General features: G+C 64.0%; 12 protein-coding genes. 6 read left to right on the top strand and 6 right to left on the bottom strand.

Translation table 11 applies throughout. The features are described from left to right. The first annotated feature begins 79 nt into the window (after positions 1-79). The 3 genes from LB526_RS28845 (at position 80) to LB526_RS28835 (ending at position 2885) form a co-directional block, all read left to right on the top strand. On the top strand, positions 80-397 hold the full coding sequence (locus LB526_RS28845) for a four helix bundle protein (RefSeq protein ID WP_263483507.1): 318 nt from the start codon (positions 80-82) through the stop codon (positions 395-397). A gap of 52 nt (positions 398-449) precedes the next feature. After that, on the top strand, positions 450-1736 hold the full coding sequence (locus tag LB526_RS28840) for an NAD(P)/FAD-dependent oxidoreductase (RefSeq protein ID WP_224544204.1): 1287 nt from the start codon (positions 450-452) through the stop codon (positions 1734-1736). Positions 1737-1994: 258 nt separating this feature from the next. Further along, positions 1995-2885 (top strand): SH3 domain-containing protein, encoded by an 891-nt coding sequence (locus tag LB526_RS28835; protein WP_140847478.1) that lies wholly within the window; start codon positions 1995-1997, stop codon positions 2883-2885. Here LB526_RS28835 and LB526_RS28830 read toward each other — a convergent pair. Both LB526_RS28830 and LB526_RS28825 read right to left on the bottom strand, forming a co-directional pair. Beyond that, positions 2869-4179 carry a Mur ligase family protein gene (locus LB526_RS28830; RefSeq protein ID WP_140847474.1) on the bottom strand — a complete coding sequence of 437 codons (1311 nt, stop codon included), beginning with the start codon at positions 4177-4179 and terminating at the stop codon, positions 2869-2871. The genes LB526_RS28835 and LB526_RS28830 overlap by 17 nt on opposite strands. Positions 4180-4314: 135 nt before the next feature. Then, positions 4315-5061 (bottom strand): SDR family oxidoreductase, encoded by a 747-nt coding sequence (locus LB526_RS28825; protein ID WP_140847471.1) that lies wholly within the window; start codon positions 5059-5061, stop codon positions 4315-4317. 305 nt (positions 5062-5366) lie between these two features. On the opposite strand from LB526_RS28825, the gene zwf reads away from it, so the two are divergent. The 3 genes from zwf (at position 5367) to edd (ending at position 9419) form a co-directional block, all read left to right on the top strand. Beyond that, the gene (zwf, locus tag LB526_RS28820; protein ID WP_140847468.1) at positions 5367-6836 is read left to right on the top strand and encodes a glucose-6-phosphate dehydrogenase; all 1470 of its coding nucleotides are present in this window, start codon (positions 5367-5369) and stop codon (positions 6834-6836) included. Beyond that, the gene (pgl, locus tag LB526_RS28815; protein WP_140847465.1) at positions 6818-7534 is read left to right on the top strand and encodes a 6-phosphogluconolactonase; all 717 of its coding nucleotides are present in this window, start codon (positions 6818-6820) and stop codon (positions 7532-7534) included. The genes zwf and pgl overlap by 19 nt, the downstream gene beginning before the upstream one ends. Positions 7535-7595: 61 nt before the next feature. Beyond that, positions 7596-9419, top strand: a complete 1824-nt coding sequence (edd, locus tag LB526_RS28810) for a phosphogluconate dehydratase (protein ID WP_224630576.1) — start codon at positions 7596-7598, stop codon at positions 9417-9419. A gap of 72 nt (positions 9420-9491) precedes the next feature. Here the strand turns inward: edd and LB526_RS28805 are convergent, their stop codons facing one another. The 4 genes from LB526_RS28805 to LB526_RS28790 all read right to left on the bottom strand — a co-directional run bounded on the left by LB526_RS28805 (position 9492) and on the right by LB526_RS28790 (position 15944). After that, on the bottom strand, positions 9492-11147 hold the full coding sequence (locus tag LB526_RS28805; protein ID WP_224630575.1) for a vWA domain-containing protein: 1656 nt from the start codon (positions 11145-11147) through the stop codon (positions 9492-9494). 87 nt (positions 11148-11234) lie between these two features. Further along, a complete protein-coding gene (locus LB526_RS28800) occupies positions 11235-12242 on the bottom strand; it encodes a GlxA family transcriptional regulator (RefSeq protein ID WP_095765643.1) in 1008 nt (335 codons plus the stop codon). Positions 12243-12351: 109 nt separating this feature from the next. Continuing rightward, entirely contained in the window at positions 12352-13251 is a 900-nt protein-coding gene (folD, locus tag LB526_RS28795; RefSeq protein WP_224630574.1) for a bifunctional methylenetetrahydrofolate dehydrogenase/methenyltetrahydrofolate cyclohydrolase FolD, read from the bottom strand. 212 nt (positions 13252-13463) lie between these two features. Beyond that, positions 13464-15944 (bottom strand): GumC family protein, encoded by a 2481-nt coding sequence (locus LB526_RS28790; protein WP_224630573.1) that lies wholly within the window; start codon positions 15942-15944, stop codon positions 13464-13466. Positions 15945-15999 lie beyond the last annotated feature (55 nt).

The following is a 15999-nucleotide window of genomic DNA, read 5'->3' as shown; positions in this document are numbered from 1 at the left end:
GGAGTAGGGGAGTAGGGGAGTAGGGACGGTGGCTGAAAAAACAGGCTCCTACAAGGATTTAGTGGTTTGGCAGCAGGCGATGGATTTGGCTGTGTCGGTCTACAGCGCGACGAGATCCTGGCCGAAGGACGAGCTCTATGGACTTACCAGCCAAGTGCGTCGTTCCGCAACTTCAGTGCCCTCAAATATAGCGGAGGGTTACGGCAGAGAGATTCGAGGTTCCTATCAGCAATTTCTCCGCATTGCTCAAGGATCGCTGAAGGAATTGGAAACTCAGCTTCTGATCGCGGAACGTACCGGTATCGCGTCACAACAAACGACGGCCACACTGCTGGCCAGCACCGAAAGTGTCGGCAAGCTTCTTCGACTTTTGATTCGAAAATTGGCAGCCGACTAGCTATCCCTACTCCCTACTCCCCTACTCCCCTACTCCCCTACTCCCGAGCATCATGTCCTACCAATCCCCCATCTCCCCCGGTCGTTCCTGGTATGAGGACACGGTCGGATCCCGGCCTGAATATCCGGCTCTCGACGGCGACCGTATTTGCGACGTCGTCATCATCGGCGGCGGCTTCACTGGCTTGTCGGCAGCCGCGCATTTGGCGAAGGCCGGCGCGGATGTCGTGCTGATCGATTCCTATCGCTTCGGCGATGGCGCGTCGGGGCGCAATGGCGGGCAGCTCGGCACCGGCCAGCGCGCCTGGGCGGAGGAATTGGAAGCCGAATACGGCCTTTCCCGCGCCAAGGCGCTGTTCGACCTGGCCGAAGAAGCCAAGGCGCATCTGCTGGACTTCGCCGCCGCCAACGCGATCGACATCGACTATATGCCGGGTCAGCTTTCGGTGGCGCACAAGCGGCGTTATGTCGACGACTACAGGCGCCACGCCGAGATCATGGCGAGCCGCTTCGGCTACCCGCATATAAGCTTCATGGACGCGGCGGAAACCGCGGAAAGGCTGGGCTCGACACGCTATTTCGGCGGCACGCGCGACACCGGCACGGGGCACATCCACCCGCTGAAACTGGTGGTCGGCACGGCGAAGGTGGCGGCCGCCGCCGGCGCGCATCTGTTCGAGCAGACGCCGTCCACCGGCATCGTTTCCAATGGCGGCAAGGTGACGGTCACGACGCCCAGGGGCACGATCACAGCCGACAAATGCCTGGTCGGGGTCAATGCCTATGGCGGCAATCTGGAGCCGGTGAGCGCGGCGCACATCATGCCGATCGGTTCCTTCATCGGCGCGACCGTGCCGCTCGGCGCCACTTCCAAGGTGCTGCCGGGCGGCGAGTCGGTCGATGATTCCCGCTTCGTGGTGCGCTATTTCCGCAAGTCGAAGGACGGCCGGCTGTTGTTCGGCGGCCGCGAGATCTATGCCGTCAACGATCCGAAGGACATCCATATTCACATCCGAAGGCAGATCGCCGAACTCTACCCCGACCTTAAGGATGTCGAGATCACGCATGGTTGGGGCGGCTATGTCGGCATCACGGTGCCGCGAAAGCCGTTCGTACGCGAAGTGATGCCGAGAGTGATTTCGATGGGCGGTTATTCCGGCCACGGCGTCATGCTGTCGAACTTCTTCGGCAAGCTCTATGCCGAGACCGTTGCCGGCAATCGCGACCGCTTGAAACTGATCGAGGATCTGAAAATCCCCGCCTTCCCAGGCGGCCGGCGTTTGCGCGCGCCGCTCTTGTTCCTGGCGCTGAATTGGTTCGCGTTGCGTGACAGGATTTAAAGCTGGCTGCCCAGCCGAAGCCGCCGATTCGACGCCGGCGGCTTCCACGCGGCAGGTTGTGGAAGCCTTAATAGGCACGCAGAATTTCGCAATTTGGCTCACTCATGCCATAATCAGCAGTAAAAGGTGCGATCATGGGCGAAAATCCGGGGATTTCGCGGGCTTTGTCCGCAGTGATTTAGGGACCGATGCTGATCGAAGCCGATCGTTACGGCAATGATCGAAAGAACGTCGGCCCGCTTGTTGGAGGTGGTTTGAGTGAACGAGCCCTTCAGTTTCGGCGCGCCGGAACGGCAGCGCTTCACAATGCAGTTCGGCTATAACGTACGGCCATCCTTCTGGCAGAAGGTACAGTCGAACGCGCATCTGGTCATTGCAGCGGTCGGCACCGCCGCGCTGATCGGCGTGGCCGCGGTGGCGCTATGGCTATGCTTTCCGGGCAGCGACCGGCAAGTGGCCGCGGCGAGTGCCGAGCAGACCGTTCCGGCGATTCCGGTGAAGACCACGAAAGTCGCTCCGGCGGCAGCGGCGGTGACCGTGGCGACGGCGCCGCAGGCCGCGCGCAAGGGAGACGCGGTAACGCCCACGACGGCGGCCCGCGAAGCCAATATTCCGGCCCTGGCATCAAATAACCCCCGCTGGACGGCTCCCGACGCCAAGACGCCGCCTGCCCCGGCCGAGAACCAGCCAGCTCCATCCAAGCAGGCCGCCGGCGCGGCCCCCGCGCAATCGACCGATACCGCCTTTGCCGAGGCCGATGCCGAGAACGACGCCGCGAACGCGCTGTCGCAGGTCACCGGTTCCGCCAGCGAGACAGCAGCGGCAGCGAAGAAGCCGGGCGACACGATGGATGGCGCCCAAACCGCCGCCATTCCCGAAGCCAAGCCGCAGGTTCCAGATACGCAGCCGGCAGCGACAGACAGCTCGGCGCAGCCTGAGCCGAAAGCTCAAAAAGCCAGCGCGGCCGCAAACGGGCGCGTCTTGAGGGCCGTGACCATGCGCTCAGGCCCGAAGAAAGGTGCCGCCGCAATCACCACGGTGCCGGCCAAGGCATCGGTGCAGGTGATGAATTGTAAGAAATGGTGCGAGATCGTCTATAACGGCAAGCACGGCTGGGTCTACAAAAGCTACGTCAAGACCGGCGCGTGAGGCCAAGCAGCCATCCGAAACGGCGTCTTCTGCGTTCAAGTCGGCGATTTGCCACGAAGGACTTGTGTTCCTCGAACGGCACTTCGTAGAGGCCGCAAGTGGAACACCCTTCCTTCTTGCCGCACGCTGGTATCCAGCATCTGACATCGTGCGTCCAGGCAAGCGCGACCCTCTCCAGATGAAGATTGCCGGAGCTCTTCAGCAGGATCAGTTCTCCGGGGACAGCCGTCTGCTTGATGTGATCGGAGACTTCCTTCGGGGTGCGAAGCTCGATCAAACGGCCACTGTCCCGATCCGCCTGGCTGGCGCGTGAGCGATGGGCATTGTCGCCGGTATAGATGACCTCGTCGGCGACGTCGCGCGCGATACCGTAAGCAGCGCCATATTTTCTCGACGAACCGGTGTAGTCGGAAATCTGTCCGACGACGATCCGTTTGCGAACGGCCTTGGCTTTGGCCATCATCTCGAACGCAATGTTCAGCGAATGCCAGGGCGCTTTGGCGGCATCGACTATGAACTGTGGACCCCGATCGGTCACCAGCACCGTGCAGCGGTTGGCTAGAGGTTCGAAGGATGCTGTCCTTGCGGCGATTTTTTCCGGCGGGACACCAAGTTCCAGCGCCGTGACGGCGGCGGCCGCCGCCGGCAGCCAGAAGTGCTCGCCAGGAAATCGTGTCTGCATGTCTATGTCGCCGCCGCGCCAGCGAAGTGAAAATCTGAGCAGGTCCGGATAGGCGGCATGGATGTCTGTTACACGATAGTCCGCGGCTTCCGACTGACCGAAAGTCGCCACGCGGCACCTTGCGCCCGAAGCCATATCAAGCACATGCGGGTCGTCGGCGTTCAAGATCGCGAGTCCGCCCGGCGACAACACCTCAACCAGCGCTCTCTTTTCCTGGGCGACAGCATCCAGGGTCCGGAATTGAGTGACGTGCTCCAGCCTGACCATCGTTACGACCGCTACGTCCGGCTTCAGCATCTGCGCCATCGACCGGATTGAGCCGGGCTCAAACGCGCCGGCTTCGAAGACGACATAGTCGACCTTGCCCGCACGTTTCATCCGCTTGTAGAGCGTGCGGACAAGCGCCTTGAGCGTGTTGGCTAGAACTTGGGTATAGACCTTGCCGTGACTGGCCAGGATATGACCAAGCAAGCTCGTTGCCGTCGATTTGCCGGAGCTGCCGGTTATGCCGATGAAGGTCGCCTTGCTTCGCGCACGTGCACGCTCTGCCCGATAGCGACGCAATCGCCAGCCGAGGTCGTTGCCAATTTCGCGCAGCCTGAGCTTAACCACCCGCCAGTTTCCCTTACCCCGATCCGTTATTCCTTCGGCGGACCATCAAGTCAAACTGGAGCTCGGCCGGACGGCGCCAATCCGTTCGTTCACCGCAACCAGGAGCGGAAACCGCGATGTGCTTCCAGGAGCGGCTCAGATACAACGCCCGCCATCGACCTCCAGCGCCACGCCGGTGATGAAGGCGGCTTCATCCGAGGCCAGCCACAGCGCCGCGTTGGCGATGTCGAGCGGTGTCGAGAGCCGTCCGAGCGGGATCGAGGCGCGGAACTTTTCGCGGATCTCAGGCGTGTCGGCGCCCATGAACTTCTCCAGCATGCCGGTCTCGCCGGCGACCGGGCAGAGGCAGTTGACGCGGATGTTCTTCGGCGCCAGCTCGACGGCCATCGACTTGGTGGCGGTGATCGCCCAGCCCTTGGAGGCGTTGTACCAGGTCAGGCCCGGCCGCGGCCGAAGCCCGGCCGTGGAGGCCGTGGTCAGGATGACGCCGCCGCCCTGGCGGTCCATGATCGGCACGACGGCAAGCGCCGCGTGGTAGATCGCCTTCATGTTGACGGCGGTGATCAGATCGAAGGTTTCCTCATCGACGCCGAGCATATCGCCATTGCGATGGGTGAAGCCCGCATTGTTGACCATGATGTCGATGCGACCGAAGGCGCTCTTGGCGGCATAGATCATCTCGTCGAATTCGGAGCGCAGGGAAACGTCGGTCTGGATCCAGATGGCGCTCTCGCCGATCTCTTCGGCCACCCGCTCGGCCCCCCTGGCGTTGAGGTCGGCGACGATCACGCGCGCGCCCTCTTCGGCAAAGCGCTTGGCCATGCCTTCGCCGAAGCCCGACGCTGCGCCGGTGATGACGGCGACTTTGTTTTCCAGACGCATGGTTTTCCTGCTCTTTGGATTCCGCAGCTTGACGTGATTTTTCCATCTGCCGCCCGGCACGTCGCGCGCCAGGCTACATCTCCCTTAGCTTTCGTCACATTCGCGTTCTATGCTGCAGCCGCGAACGCTTCCGGAAGCCATGGCTTGCCGACAGGCCTGCCGGCGGCGTGAGTGTCGGGAAACATGTGGACCGATGCAAGTGCAAGCCATTGGTCCTCGCATGTGACACCATGGCACTGGAAAATTTAAATCGATTAGAATATACCAACCACGCTGCCGGCGCCCGGCATCAAATCGGACTGACCATGACCAGCCAGATCATCCCTGTCGACCCATTCGACTTCATCATCTTCGGCGGCACCGGCGACCTGTCGGAACGCAAGCTCCTGCCATCGCTCTACTATCGCCAGTGCGGCCACCAGTTCTCCGAGCCGACGCGCATCATCGGCACCTCGCGCGCCAAAATGACCGATGCCGAATTCCAGGGCTTCGCCAAGAAGGCGATATCAGATCATGTGAAGCCTGCCGATATCGATCCGAAGGAGTTGGAGATATTCCTGGCAAGGCTCTCCTACGTGTCGGCGGACGCAACCACTGGCGCCGGCTTCGACAAGTTGAAGAAAGCAATCGGCGACAGCGACCGCATCCGCGCCTTCTACCTTGCGGTGGCGCCGGCGCTGTTCGGCGACATTTCGCACCAGCTCAAGGAGTACAAGCTGATCACGCCGAACTCGCGCATCGTGCTGGAAAAGCCGATCGGCCGCGACCTCACCTCGGCGCGGGCGCTCAATGACGCTGTCGGTGACGATTTCCACGAAAGCCAGATCTTCCGCATCGACCACTATCTCGGCAAGGAAACGGTGCAGAACCTGATGGCGCTGCGCTTTGCCAACGCGCTCTACGAGCCGTTGTGGAACTCCGCCCAGATCGACCATGTTCAGATCACGGTCGCCGAGACCGTTGGTCTCGAGGATCGCGTCACCTACTACGACAAGGCAGGCGCGTTGCGCGACATGGTGCAGAACCACATTCTGCAGCTGCTCTGCCTGGTGGCCATGGAAACGCCGTCGTCGATGGACGCCGACGCGGTGCGCGACGAGAAACTGAAGGTGCTGCGGGCACTGAAGCGCATCAACGGCAACGAGGCGCCGAAGCACACCGTGCGCGGCCAGTATCGCGCCGGCGCCTCGGCCGGCGGGCCTGTCAAGGGCTATGTCGAGGAGCTCGGCAAGGACAGCAACACCGAGACCTTCGTCGCCGTGAAGGCCGAGATCGGCAACTGGCGCTGGGCCGGCGTTCCCTTCTATCTGAGGACCGGCAAACGGCTCGCCACCCGCGTCTCGGAAATCGTCATCGAGTTCAAGCCGATCCCCTATTCCATCTTCGGCGACAGCGCCGGGCCGATCTTCCCCAACCAGCTGGTCATCCGCCTGCAGCCGGACGAGGGGGTGAAGCAGTTCATAATGATCAAGGATCCGGGGCCGGGCGGCATGCGGCTGCGCCAGATCTCGCTCGACATGAGCTTCGCGCAGTCCTTCCAAGGTCGTGCGCCGGACGCTTATGAGCGACTGATCATGGATGTGGTGCGCGGCAACCAGACGCTGTTCATGCGCCGCGACGAAGTCGAGGCTGCCTGGAAATGGATCGACCCGATCCAGAACGCCTGGGAAAGCGCCCGGCAGGAAGCTCAGGGCTATACCGCCGGAACCTGGGGGCCGTCGGCCTCGATCGCGCTCATCGAACGTGACGGACGAACATGGCACGAGAGCAATTGAGCCAAGTCCGCTACGGCTGGAACGGCTTTGCCGATCGCCAGGACCTGGCGACGGCGCTGGCCGGACAGATTGCCGACCGGCTGGACAGCGCCATCGCGGAACGCGGCACAGCGCTGCTCGCAGTGTCTGGCGGCACCACGCCGGCGAAATTGTTCGCCACGCTGTCGACCGCGCCCATCACCTGGGACAAGGTCACCGTGACGCTGGTCGACGAGCGCTTCGTGCCGCCGTCCTCGCCGCGTTCGAATGCCGGGCTGGTGGCGGCGAACCTGCTCCAGAACAAGGCCGCTGCGGCGCGCTTCGTGCCGCTCTACCACGAGGCGGCGAGCATCGAGGATGCAGCCGCGATGGATAGCGAAGCGCTGCGGGCGCTGCCCTGGCCGCTCGACGTGGTGGTCCTCGGCATGGGCGGCGATGGCCATACGGCGTCGTTCTTCCCGGATGCCGGCAATCTCGAGGAATTGCTCGACCCGGCCTCGCGGCGGATCGTGCTACCGGTGCATGCGGCAAGCGGGGGCGAGCCGCGGCTCACGCTGTCGATGGCGCGCATCGTCGCCGCCGGCTTCGTCGCGCTCCACATCGAAGGCGAGGACAAGCGCGCCGTGTTCAACGGCGCGATGAGTCCTGGCGCGAAGAAGCCCATCCGCAGAGTGATCGAGGCGGCGCCTAGACCGATAGAGGTGTTCTGGGCACCCTGATTTCAGATGAGGACAGCCCGGCGGCAGAGGGAGGACGTTGCCGGGCTCGAAAGGACGGACCATGACAGCCAGACGCGACATCGAAACCATCACGGAACGCATCCGCCAACGTTCGAGGGCCGGCCGCGAAGCCTATCTCGGCCGTATCGCGGAGGCTTCCAGCCGCACCGCCAACCGCGCGGTGCTGGGCTGCGGCAATCTCGCCCACGGCTTTGCCGTGTGCAGCCCATCCGAAAAGATCGCGCTCGGGGGCGACCGCGTGCCGAACCTCGGCATCATCACCTCCTACAATGACATGCTGTCGGCGCATCAGCCCTTCGAGACGTTCCCGGCACTGATCAAGGAAGCCGCGCGCGAGGCAGGCGGTATCGCCCAGGTCGCCGGCGGCGTGCCGGCGATGTGCGACGGCGTCACCCAAGGCCAGCCCGGCATGGAGCTGTCGCTGTTCTCACGCGACGTGATCGCGATGGCGGCGGCGATCGGCCTGTCGCACAACATGTTCGACGCCGCCGTCTTCCTCGGCGTCTGCGACAAGATCGTGCCCGGGCTGGTGATCGCAGCGCTCACCTTCGGGCATCTGCCTGCCGTCTTCATCCCGGCCGGGCCGATGACGACCGGTCTCGCGAATGACGAGAAGGCCAGGATCCGCCAGCTTTATGCCGAAGGCAAGGTCGGCCGCGCCGAACTGCTGGAAGCGGAGTCCAAATCCTATCACGGGCCGGGCACCTGCACCTTCTACGGCACCGCCAATTCGAACCAGATGCTGATGGAGATCATGGGCCTGCACACGCCCGGCGCCTCCTTCGTCAATCCGGGCACGCCGCTGCGCGACGCGCTGACCAGGGAAGCGGCAAAGCGCGCGCTGGCGATCACCGCGCTCGGCAATGCCTATACGCCGGTCGGGCGCATGATCGACGAGCGCTCGGTCGTCAACGGGGTCGTCGGTCTGCACGCCACTGGCGGCTCGACCAACCACACGATCCACCTCATAGCCATGGCCGCCGCCGCCGGCATCGCGCTGACCTGGCAGGACATTTCCGACCTGTCGGAGGCCGTGCCGCTGCTCGCGCGCGTCTATCCGAACGGGCTTGCCGACGTGAACCACTTTCACGCGGCAGGCGGGCTCGGCTTCCTGATCCGCGAATTGCTCGACGAAGGCCTGTTGCACGAGGATGTGCAGACGGTGTGGGGCGAAGGCCTGCGGCCCTACGCGGTCGAGGCGAGGCTTGGCGATGACGGCAGCGTCGTGCGCGAAGCGGCGCCGCTCAACAGCGGCGACGAGAAGGTGCTGGCGCCGGTCAAGAAAGCGTTCCAGCCGACCGGCGGCTTGAAAGTGCTGGCCGGCAATCTCGGCCATGCCGTGATCAAGACCTCTGCGGTCAAGCCCGAACGTCGCGTCATCGAGGCGCCGGCCAAGGTGTTCGACAGCCAGCAGGGCCTCAACGACGCTTTCAAGGCCGGCCAGCTTACCGGCGATTTCATCGCCGTGATCCGCTTCCAGGGGCCGAAGGCCAACGGCATGCCGGAACTGCACAAGCTGACCACCGTGCTCGGCATCCTGCAGGACCGCGGCCAGCGCGTGGCGCTGGTGACCGACGGGCGCATGTCGGGCGCCTCCGGCAAGGTGCCGGCAGCGATCCATGTGACGCCGGAAGCGGTCGAGGACGGACCGATCGCCAGGATCCATGACGGCGATATCATCCGGCTAGACGCCGATGCCGGCACGCTGGAAGTGCTGGTGCCGGGGACGGAATTCGCGCTGCGCCGCACGGCGGAAGCCGACCTCATCGGCAACGAGTTCGGCTTCGGGCGCGAGCTGTTCGCGGGCTTCCGGCAACTGGTCGGGCGGGCCGATCATGGCGCGGCCGCGTTTGGAAATGCCTGACGTCTTCCCCAATGTGCCTTACGAAAAAGGGCGGCTCGGAGCCGCCCTTTTTTGTTCGTTCGCTAACCACGCCTACTGAACGGTGATCTCGGTGCGCTCGCCTGCCTTGATCGTCACCGGCATTTCCTTCTCCTGGCCTTCAGCGGACATGTGGCGCACGACCACATAGTCGCCGGCGGGGATCGCCTGTTGCCAGCTATCACCATAGGTCAGGCCCAGCGACTTGCGTTTGCCTTCGATGTCCTTCTTCGACGACAACACCTCGATCGAATAGGCGCCGGGTGCCGACATCGCCAGCACGCCGGCATCGAGCGCGATCTTGATGTCCTGATTGTCGCCGGCCTTGATGCTGAAGGGCTGCTCGACGACGGCAAGATCGAGCGTCGTGATCGCGACATAGTCGTCCGGCGGCAGCCAGAACTTGCTGTCCGGACCGTACGAGTGCTCCACGCTTTCACGCGAGCCGTCGATCTTCTTCTTTGCCTTGACGACCTCGAAGCCGATGCCGGAATTGTCGGCCTTGTCGCCGCCGGCGGTGTAGTAGGCGTTGAGCACGGCATGACCGACGCCGACGACGATGTCCTTCTCGACGGTCTGCCCGGCGGCAAGCCGGACCGTCTCCGTCGCGGTGCCGGCGCCGATCTGCACCGTCACCTTCTGCTCGCCGGCGGGGACGGTCGCCTTGGCGTCGCCATAGTGCGTGGTGCTGCCGCCAGGATAGGCGAAGTCGACACGCGCTTCGCCGCTGATCTCCGAGCCCTGGCTAGCATGCGGATGAATGACCAAAGTGCCGGCGTTCAGCGTGAACAGCGGGCTGTAGGTCTTGCCAGCCTCTATCTTGATCTTCTGCTCGCTCCTTGCCTCGTCATCGCGGCCGACCACGATGTAGTCGCCCGGCTCGAGATTGGTCTTGAGCACGCCATATTCGGTCATGACTTGGTCGCCGCGCGTGCCGTCGGACTTCGCTTTGTAGATCTCCCAGGCATTGCCGTCGGTAATCGGATCGCCGCCTTCGGCCATGACCACGCTCGGCGTGAAGTTGAATTCAGGCTTGGAGGGCTCGGGTGCCGGCGCCGGTTCGGGAGCTGGCGTAGGGGCCGGCGCGGGAGCCGCGACGGTCTCGACCAGTGCTTCCTGCAGCGCCTTCTCGTCGGAGGCCTGGATGTATTTGCCGCCGGTGTTTTCGGCGAGGCAGGCTATCTGCTTGCCCTCGTCGGCGGTCAGGCCGAAGCCGACGACATCGGCGGTGAAGTCGACGCCGCTTTCCTTCAGCTCCTTGCCGAGTGCGCAAGGATCGCCGCCGCAGGTCTCGAGCCCGTCGGTGATTAGGACGACGGTGGCCTTGTCCTCGGTGTATTTGAGCGCTTCCGCCGCCTGCTTGACGGCGGCCGTGAGCGGCGTCTTGCCGAGGAATTTCATGCTGTCGGCTGCTGACGAGATGGCGCTGGCTGAACCGGCCTGCGGCGGCACGATCAGCTCGATGTCGTCGCAACTACCTTTGGTGCGATGGCCATAGGCCATGAAGCCGATCTCGTCGTCGGCGGGAACCGACTGAAGCACCGTGCGCAGCGATTCACGCGCGATCTCCAGCTTCGGCTTGCCGTCGATCTGGGCCCACATCGAGCCTGATGCATCAAGGATGATGATGACCTTGTTGGCGGCAAAGCCGAAACCGGTCATCGACAAAAGCAGGAGCGCCGCAGCGACGCTCCGTATCAGTCCCGCCATGGAAATCTCCTGAGAGCAACCCTCGACCGCGTTGCGAAAGCTATTTGAGGCGGCATTCGGAGACAAGTCCGAAGGCCGGCGAGTCACTCAATAAGTGGTGCGCCGCTCTTCCGATGGCGGACGGCCGAACTGCAGCCGGTAACTCTGCGCGAAATAGGAGTGCGAGGTGAAGCCGGTGGCGATCGCCACGTCGAGAATCGGCATGTTGGTCTGGCGCAGCAATTCGCGCGCGCGTTCGAGCCGCAGCCGCATATAGTAGCGGCCGGGGGTGACGCTCAAATGGCGCAGGAACAGGCGCTCGACCTGGCGCACCGACAGCCCCGCCGACTTGGCGAGCTGCACCGCCGACAGCGGTTCGTCGAGATGATCGGCCATCAACTCGACGATGCGCCTCAGCTTCTCCGACTTGCCGGTGAGGTCCCGTTCGGGGCCGACGCGCTGGCGGTCGCCGGCCGAGCGTATGCGCTCGTGCTGGAACTGGTTGGCGACGCCGTTGGCGAGGTTGGAGCCGAAATCGCCGCGCACGATCTCCAGCATCAGGTCGATCGAGGTGGTGCCGCCGGCACAGGTGTAACGCTTGCGGTCGATCTCGAAGACGTTGCCGGTGCAGTTGATGTCGGGGAAACGCTCCATGAAGCCGGCGCGGTTCTCCCAATGGATGGTGCAGCGATAGCCGTCGAGCTGCCCGGCTTCGGCCAGGAGATAAGAGCCGACCGACAGGGCGCCGAGCGCATTGCCGCGCCGGCCCCAGCTGCGCAGCGCCGCCAGAACCTTGCTCTTGCCGGGAAATTCGATGGAGAGGCCGACCGAAACGAACAGGATGTCGACCGGCGGCATGTCGGCGACCGAATAGTCGATCTTCAACGGCAGGCCGTTCGAGGCCATGACCGCGTCACCATCGGCCGAGATCGTCGTCCAGCCATAGAAATCGCGGCCGAGCAGTCGGTTCGCCGAGCGGAAGCAGTCGATGGCGGCCGCCAGCGAGAACATCGAGAATTTGTCGACCAAGAGGAAGCCGAACTGGCGGCCGCCCTGAACGGGATCGCTCGTGATCGGCCGCTCGAGAACGGGATGCGACTGGTTCGAGTGGGGCATCCCGCTCTGTCCCTTTATTTCAGCCGCATTTGTGCAGCGCCAAGTGGTTCCACTTGGCTGCAAAATGCTGGGGAGCGGTCAGGTTCGGCAATGCCGAGGCTTTCTCAAATCAGAAGGACGGCCGCTTCAACCCGGCCGCGAGGTAGGCGGAAGCTACAGTGTTCGCCATCAGCATGGCAATGGTCATCGGTCCCACGCCGCCCGGCACCGGCGTGATGGCGCCCGCGAGCTTGGCCGCTTCGGGATAGGCGACGTCGCCGACCAGGCGGCTCTTGCCTTCGCCCTTTTCGGGCGCGGGGATGCGGTTGATGCCGACGTCGATGACGGTCGCGCCGGGCTTGACCCAATCGCCCTTGACCATCTCCGGACGGCCGACCGCGGCGACCAGGATATCAGCGGTGCGAGCCAGCGCCGGCAGGTCCCTGGTGCGGCTGTGGGCAATGGTGACCGTGCAGTTGGCGGCGAGCAGCAGGTTGGCCATCGGCTTGCCGACGATGTTGGAGCGGCCGACGACGACGGCGTTGAGGCCGGAGAGATCCTTGCCGCGCACCCGCTCGATCAACAGCATGGAGCCTGCCGGCGTGCAGGGCACGAAGGCCGTGTCGAGCTCGCCGGTGCCGAGCTTGCCGACATTGATGAAGTGGAAGCCGTCGACATCCTTTTCCGGTGCGATCGTCTGGATCACCTTGCCGGCGTCGATATGGCCGGGAAGCGGCAGTTGCACGAGGATGCCGTGGATCGAGTTATCGGCATTCAAATCGCCGATGATCTTCAGCAATTGTTCCTCGGTGGTGTCGGCCGGAAGCGTATGCTGAAGCGAATGGAAGCCGCATTCCTTGGCGGTGCGCGATTTCGAGGCGACATAGACCTGGCTTGCCGGGTCTTCGCCGACGATCACCACGGCAAGGCCAGGTTTGGTGGCGCCTTTGGCCGAAAGCTCCGACGTCAGCGCCTTGACCTTCGACACCACATCCTCGGCGACACGCTTTCCGTCGATCACTTCGGTCATCACGAACTCTCCGTTCTGAGGCCGCATGGATGCATGCCCCATGTCTCAATCCCGCATTCCGATCCGCCGACGCCAAGCGCAATGCGCCGAAATGCAGCGCGGCATTTTCACGAAAATTCGACAAGGCAATCCCGTCAAAGCGTCGTCGGATGCCGTAAACCCGAAACCGGCTGCTTTTATCGAACCGCGAGCCGTCCAGAAATACGGATAGTTTAGAAGTAGCGGCGGCGCGTGCGGCTTTCGGTCAGCTCGCGCACCGCCTCGCGGAATTCGCGCAGGCTGGCGCGGATCTCGTCGATCTCGCCTTGCTGGCCGGCAGGGGGCTGGTCGGCGGGGGGCTGGTCGGCTTCGCCGGCGGCCGGCGACCACGGATGATAGGATGCCGCCGATGCCGAATAATGATCGTCGTAGGGATCGGTCCGGCCGTGGTCCGGCCGGTACGAATAGAAATAGCCCTGCTCGTATGGCGGCCGGAAATTCTCCCGCGCCGAGGGTTGAGCCCGGGGATAGCGTTCTTCCAGGGTGGGCGCCCGCCAGGCGCTTTCAGGCGGGACAGAGTCCATATCGACCGTTTCAGCCGGCTCGCGCCGCACGAAATAGCGAACCGCCGAGGCAAGCGAGCCGAAAAGCCCGGGACGGCCGGCATCGTTGGCCGGTTCCGGCGGTGGCGTGACGGATTGGACCGGAGCCGGTGCAGCCGCCTGCACAGGTGGTGGAACCGGCGGTGAAGCAGGCGGCGGTGCGCAGGACGCTGCCGGCGACGGCGTGAAGGATGAAGCCGGAGGCGGCATGAAAGGCGGAGCCGGTGCTGGTGTGAAAGCCGGAGGTGGCGGCGGAGCGACAGGCGAAGCCGGCGGCGTGGCGAGTGGTGGCGGCGCCGGTGGGGCGGCCCGATTGGAATTGCTCTCAAGCGCAGAAGGACGGTCTTCACTCCCGCGACGCGAGCGTGCATTGGCCGTCTCGCGCAGGCTGGCAAGGATGCCGCGCAGCGCGCCGAGGCCGATGCCGGCAAACAGGCCGGCGAACAGCCCCGCCAAGGCCATCAGGACACGCGACGGCCCCTTGGCTTCCAGCGGCGGTTGAGCCGGCGAAAGCACGTTGATGTTGGCCGAATTGACGTTCTTTTGCTCGCCGGTTTCCTTGGCGCGCAACAAATACTGCTCATAGACCGAGCGCTTGGCGGCGGCTTCGCGTTCCAGCTCGCGCAGCGAAACAAGATTGTTGTTCACATCGCCACTCTGCACCTTGGCCTGGGCCAGGCGCGAGGACAAGTCCTGCTCGAGCTGAACGGAGCGCTTCAGGTCGACCTGCAGCGAGGACGCGATGCGCTGCAGCTCCGCGGTGATGCGTTCGCGCGCGCCGGCAAGCTGGGCGTTTAGCGCCTGCAGCTCAGGATGACGCGGCCCGAACTTGATCGCGGCGCGGTCGGCTTCCTGCTTCAGCGCCGCATATTGCGAGCGCAGCTCGCTCATCATGTTGGAGTTGATCTCTTCCGGCAACGTGCCGCTGAGGACCGAGTTGACGTTCAGCGAGCGTGCCGAGGCGGCGCGGGCGTTCAGCTCGAGCGTGCGGGCGCGGGCGACGGAAAGCTGCTCGTTGAGCTTCAACATCTGATCATCGCTGATCAGGTGGCCCTGCGCATCGACAAGGTCGTGCGTCGCCCTGAAATCCTCAACGTTGCGTTCGGCCGTCTCGACGCCCTTGCGCAGCTCATCGAGCTTCGACGTCAGCGCGCTCGTCGCACGTCCGGCCATTTCTGACTGGTAGTTGCCGATCTCCCGCTGGAAGACGTCTCTCGTCGTGTTAGCTATCTCTGCCGATTTCTCGCCATTGCGCGTGGTGGCGCTGATGGAGATGACAAAAGTCTTGCCGGTGCGCTCGACCGACAGGCTGTCGGCCAGATTGCCGACGGCCAGCGCCTGGCGGCGAATCTCGTCGCTGCCGGCCGGCTGGTCATCCCGCGAAATCATCGAGCGCAGGAACGACGTGACGCCGAGGCCGCCAGACCCCTGACCGTTGAATTCCGGGTCGTTGACGAGGTTGAGTTCCTTGACGACCTCGTCAAGGACCTTGCCTGATGTGACCATCTTGATGCGGGTTTCGACAACGGCCAACGCCGCGTCGGGCTCACCCACCGATTGGGTGAGATCGCGGTCGGCAAGTTTCAGGTCGCCCGGCTCGATGGTTAGCTCGGTCGTAGCTTCGTATTTCTTCGGCGTCGATAGCGCGAGGGCTATGCCAAGGGCGGCGCCCAGGATGGTGGTGGACAGGATCAGCGCTTTGGAGCGAGCGATGCCGCCAATCACCTGCACCGGGTCGATCAGCGGTTTCCATTCCTGGGATTCGTCGGCAGCGGGTGGTCGGCCTACATGACGAGGTTCGGGAGCGGCCTGCGGCTGGTGGCCTCCCGCAGTGCCCCCATAGCCTTGGCCGAACGAAGCGGCCCGGTCGTCGCCTGTTTCGACGGGATCCGCCTGATCGTGGTCAAATCCGCCGGCTTCGGCGGGGCGCGGATTCAACTTTTCTTCGCGCTCGGAACGCGCGGCGCGATGGCGCGCGGCGGCGTCCTCGCGCCAAGAGGAATTGGCCCGGTCGCCGATCGAAACCGTCTTGTCGTCGCCACGCATGGCTTGGCCGAGCGCGAGCAGAGAACGCTCGCGCCTCCAGTCATCACGGTTATCCCTGTCGACCATTGTCCTGGAACTTGCTCTCTGGCGGCTTGGGCGCGCGGATCGGCCAATCGTTAAG

Origin of the sequence: Mesorhizobium sp. CA6 (genome assembly GCF_020165035.1) — a bacterium.
Lineage (GTDB): Bacteria > Pseudomonadota > Alphaproteobacteria > Rhizobiales > Rhizobiaceae > Mesorhizobium.
This window is presented reverse-complemented; position numbering and strand designations above follow the sequence as displayed.

Coding starts and splice junctions, on each gene's coding strand:
- LB526_RS28845 (WP_263483507.1), top strand. CDS start 80: ATGGATTTGGCTGTGTCGGTCTACAGCGCGACGAGATCCTGGCCGAAG.
- LB526_RS28840 (WP_224544204.1), top strand. CDS start 450: ATGTCCTACCAATCCCCCATCTCCCCCGGTCGTTCCTGGTATGAGGAC.
- LB526_RS28825 (WP_140847471.1), bottom strand. CDS start 5,061: ATGCGTCTGGAAAACAAAGTCGCCGTCATCACCGGCGCAGCGTCGGGC.
- zwf (WP_140847468.1), top strand. CDS start 5,367: ATGACCAGCCAGATCATCCCTGTCGACCCATTCGACTTCATCATCTTC.
- pgl (WP_140847465.1), top strand. CDS start 6,818: ATGGCACGAGAGCAATTGAGCCAAGTCCGCTACGGCTGGAACGGCTTT.
- edd (WP_224630576.1), top strand. CDS start 7,596: ATGACAGCCAGACGCGACATCGAAACCATCACGGAACGCATCCGCCAA.
- LB526_RS28805 (WP_224630575.1), bottom strand. CDS start 11,147: ATGGCGGGACTGATACGGAGCGTCGCTGCGGCGCTCCTGCTTTTGTCG.
- LB526_RS28800 (WP_095765643.1), bottom strand. CDS start 12,242: ATGCCCCACTCGAACCAGTCGCATCCCGTTCTCGAGCGGCCGATCACG.
- folD (WP_224630574.1), bottom strand. CDS start 13,251: ATGACCGAAGTGATCGACGGAAAGCGTGTCGCCGAGGATGTGGTGTCG.
- LB526_RS28790 (WP_224630573.1), bottom strand. CDS start 15,944: ATGGTCGACAGGGATAACCGTGATGACTGGAGGCGCGAGCGTTCTCTG.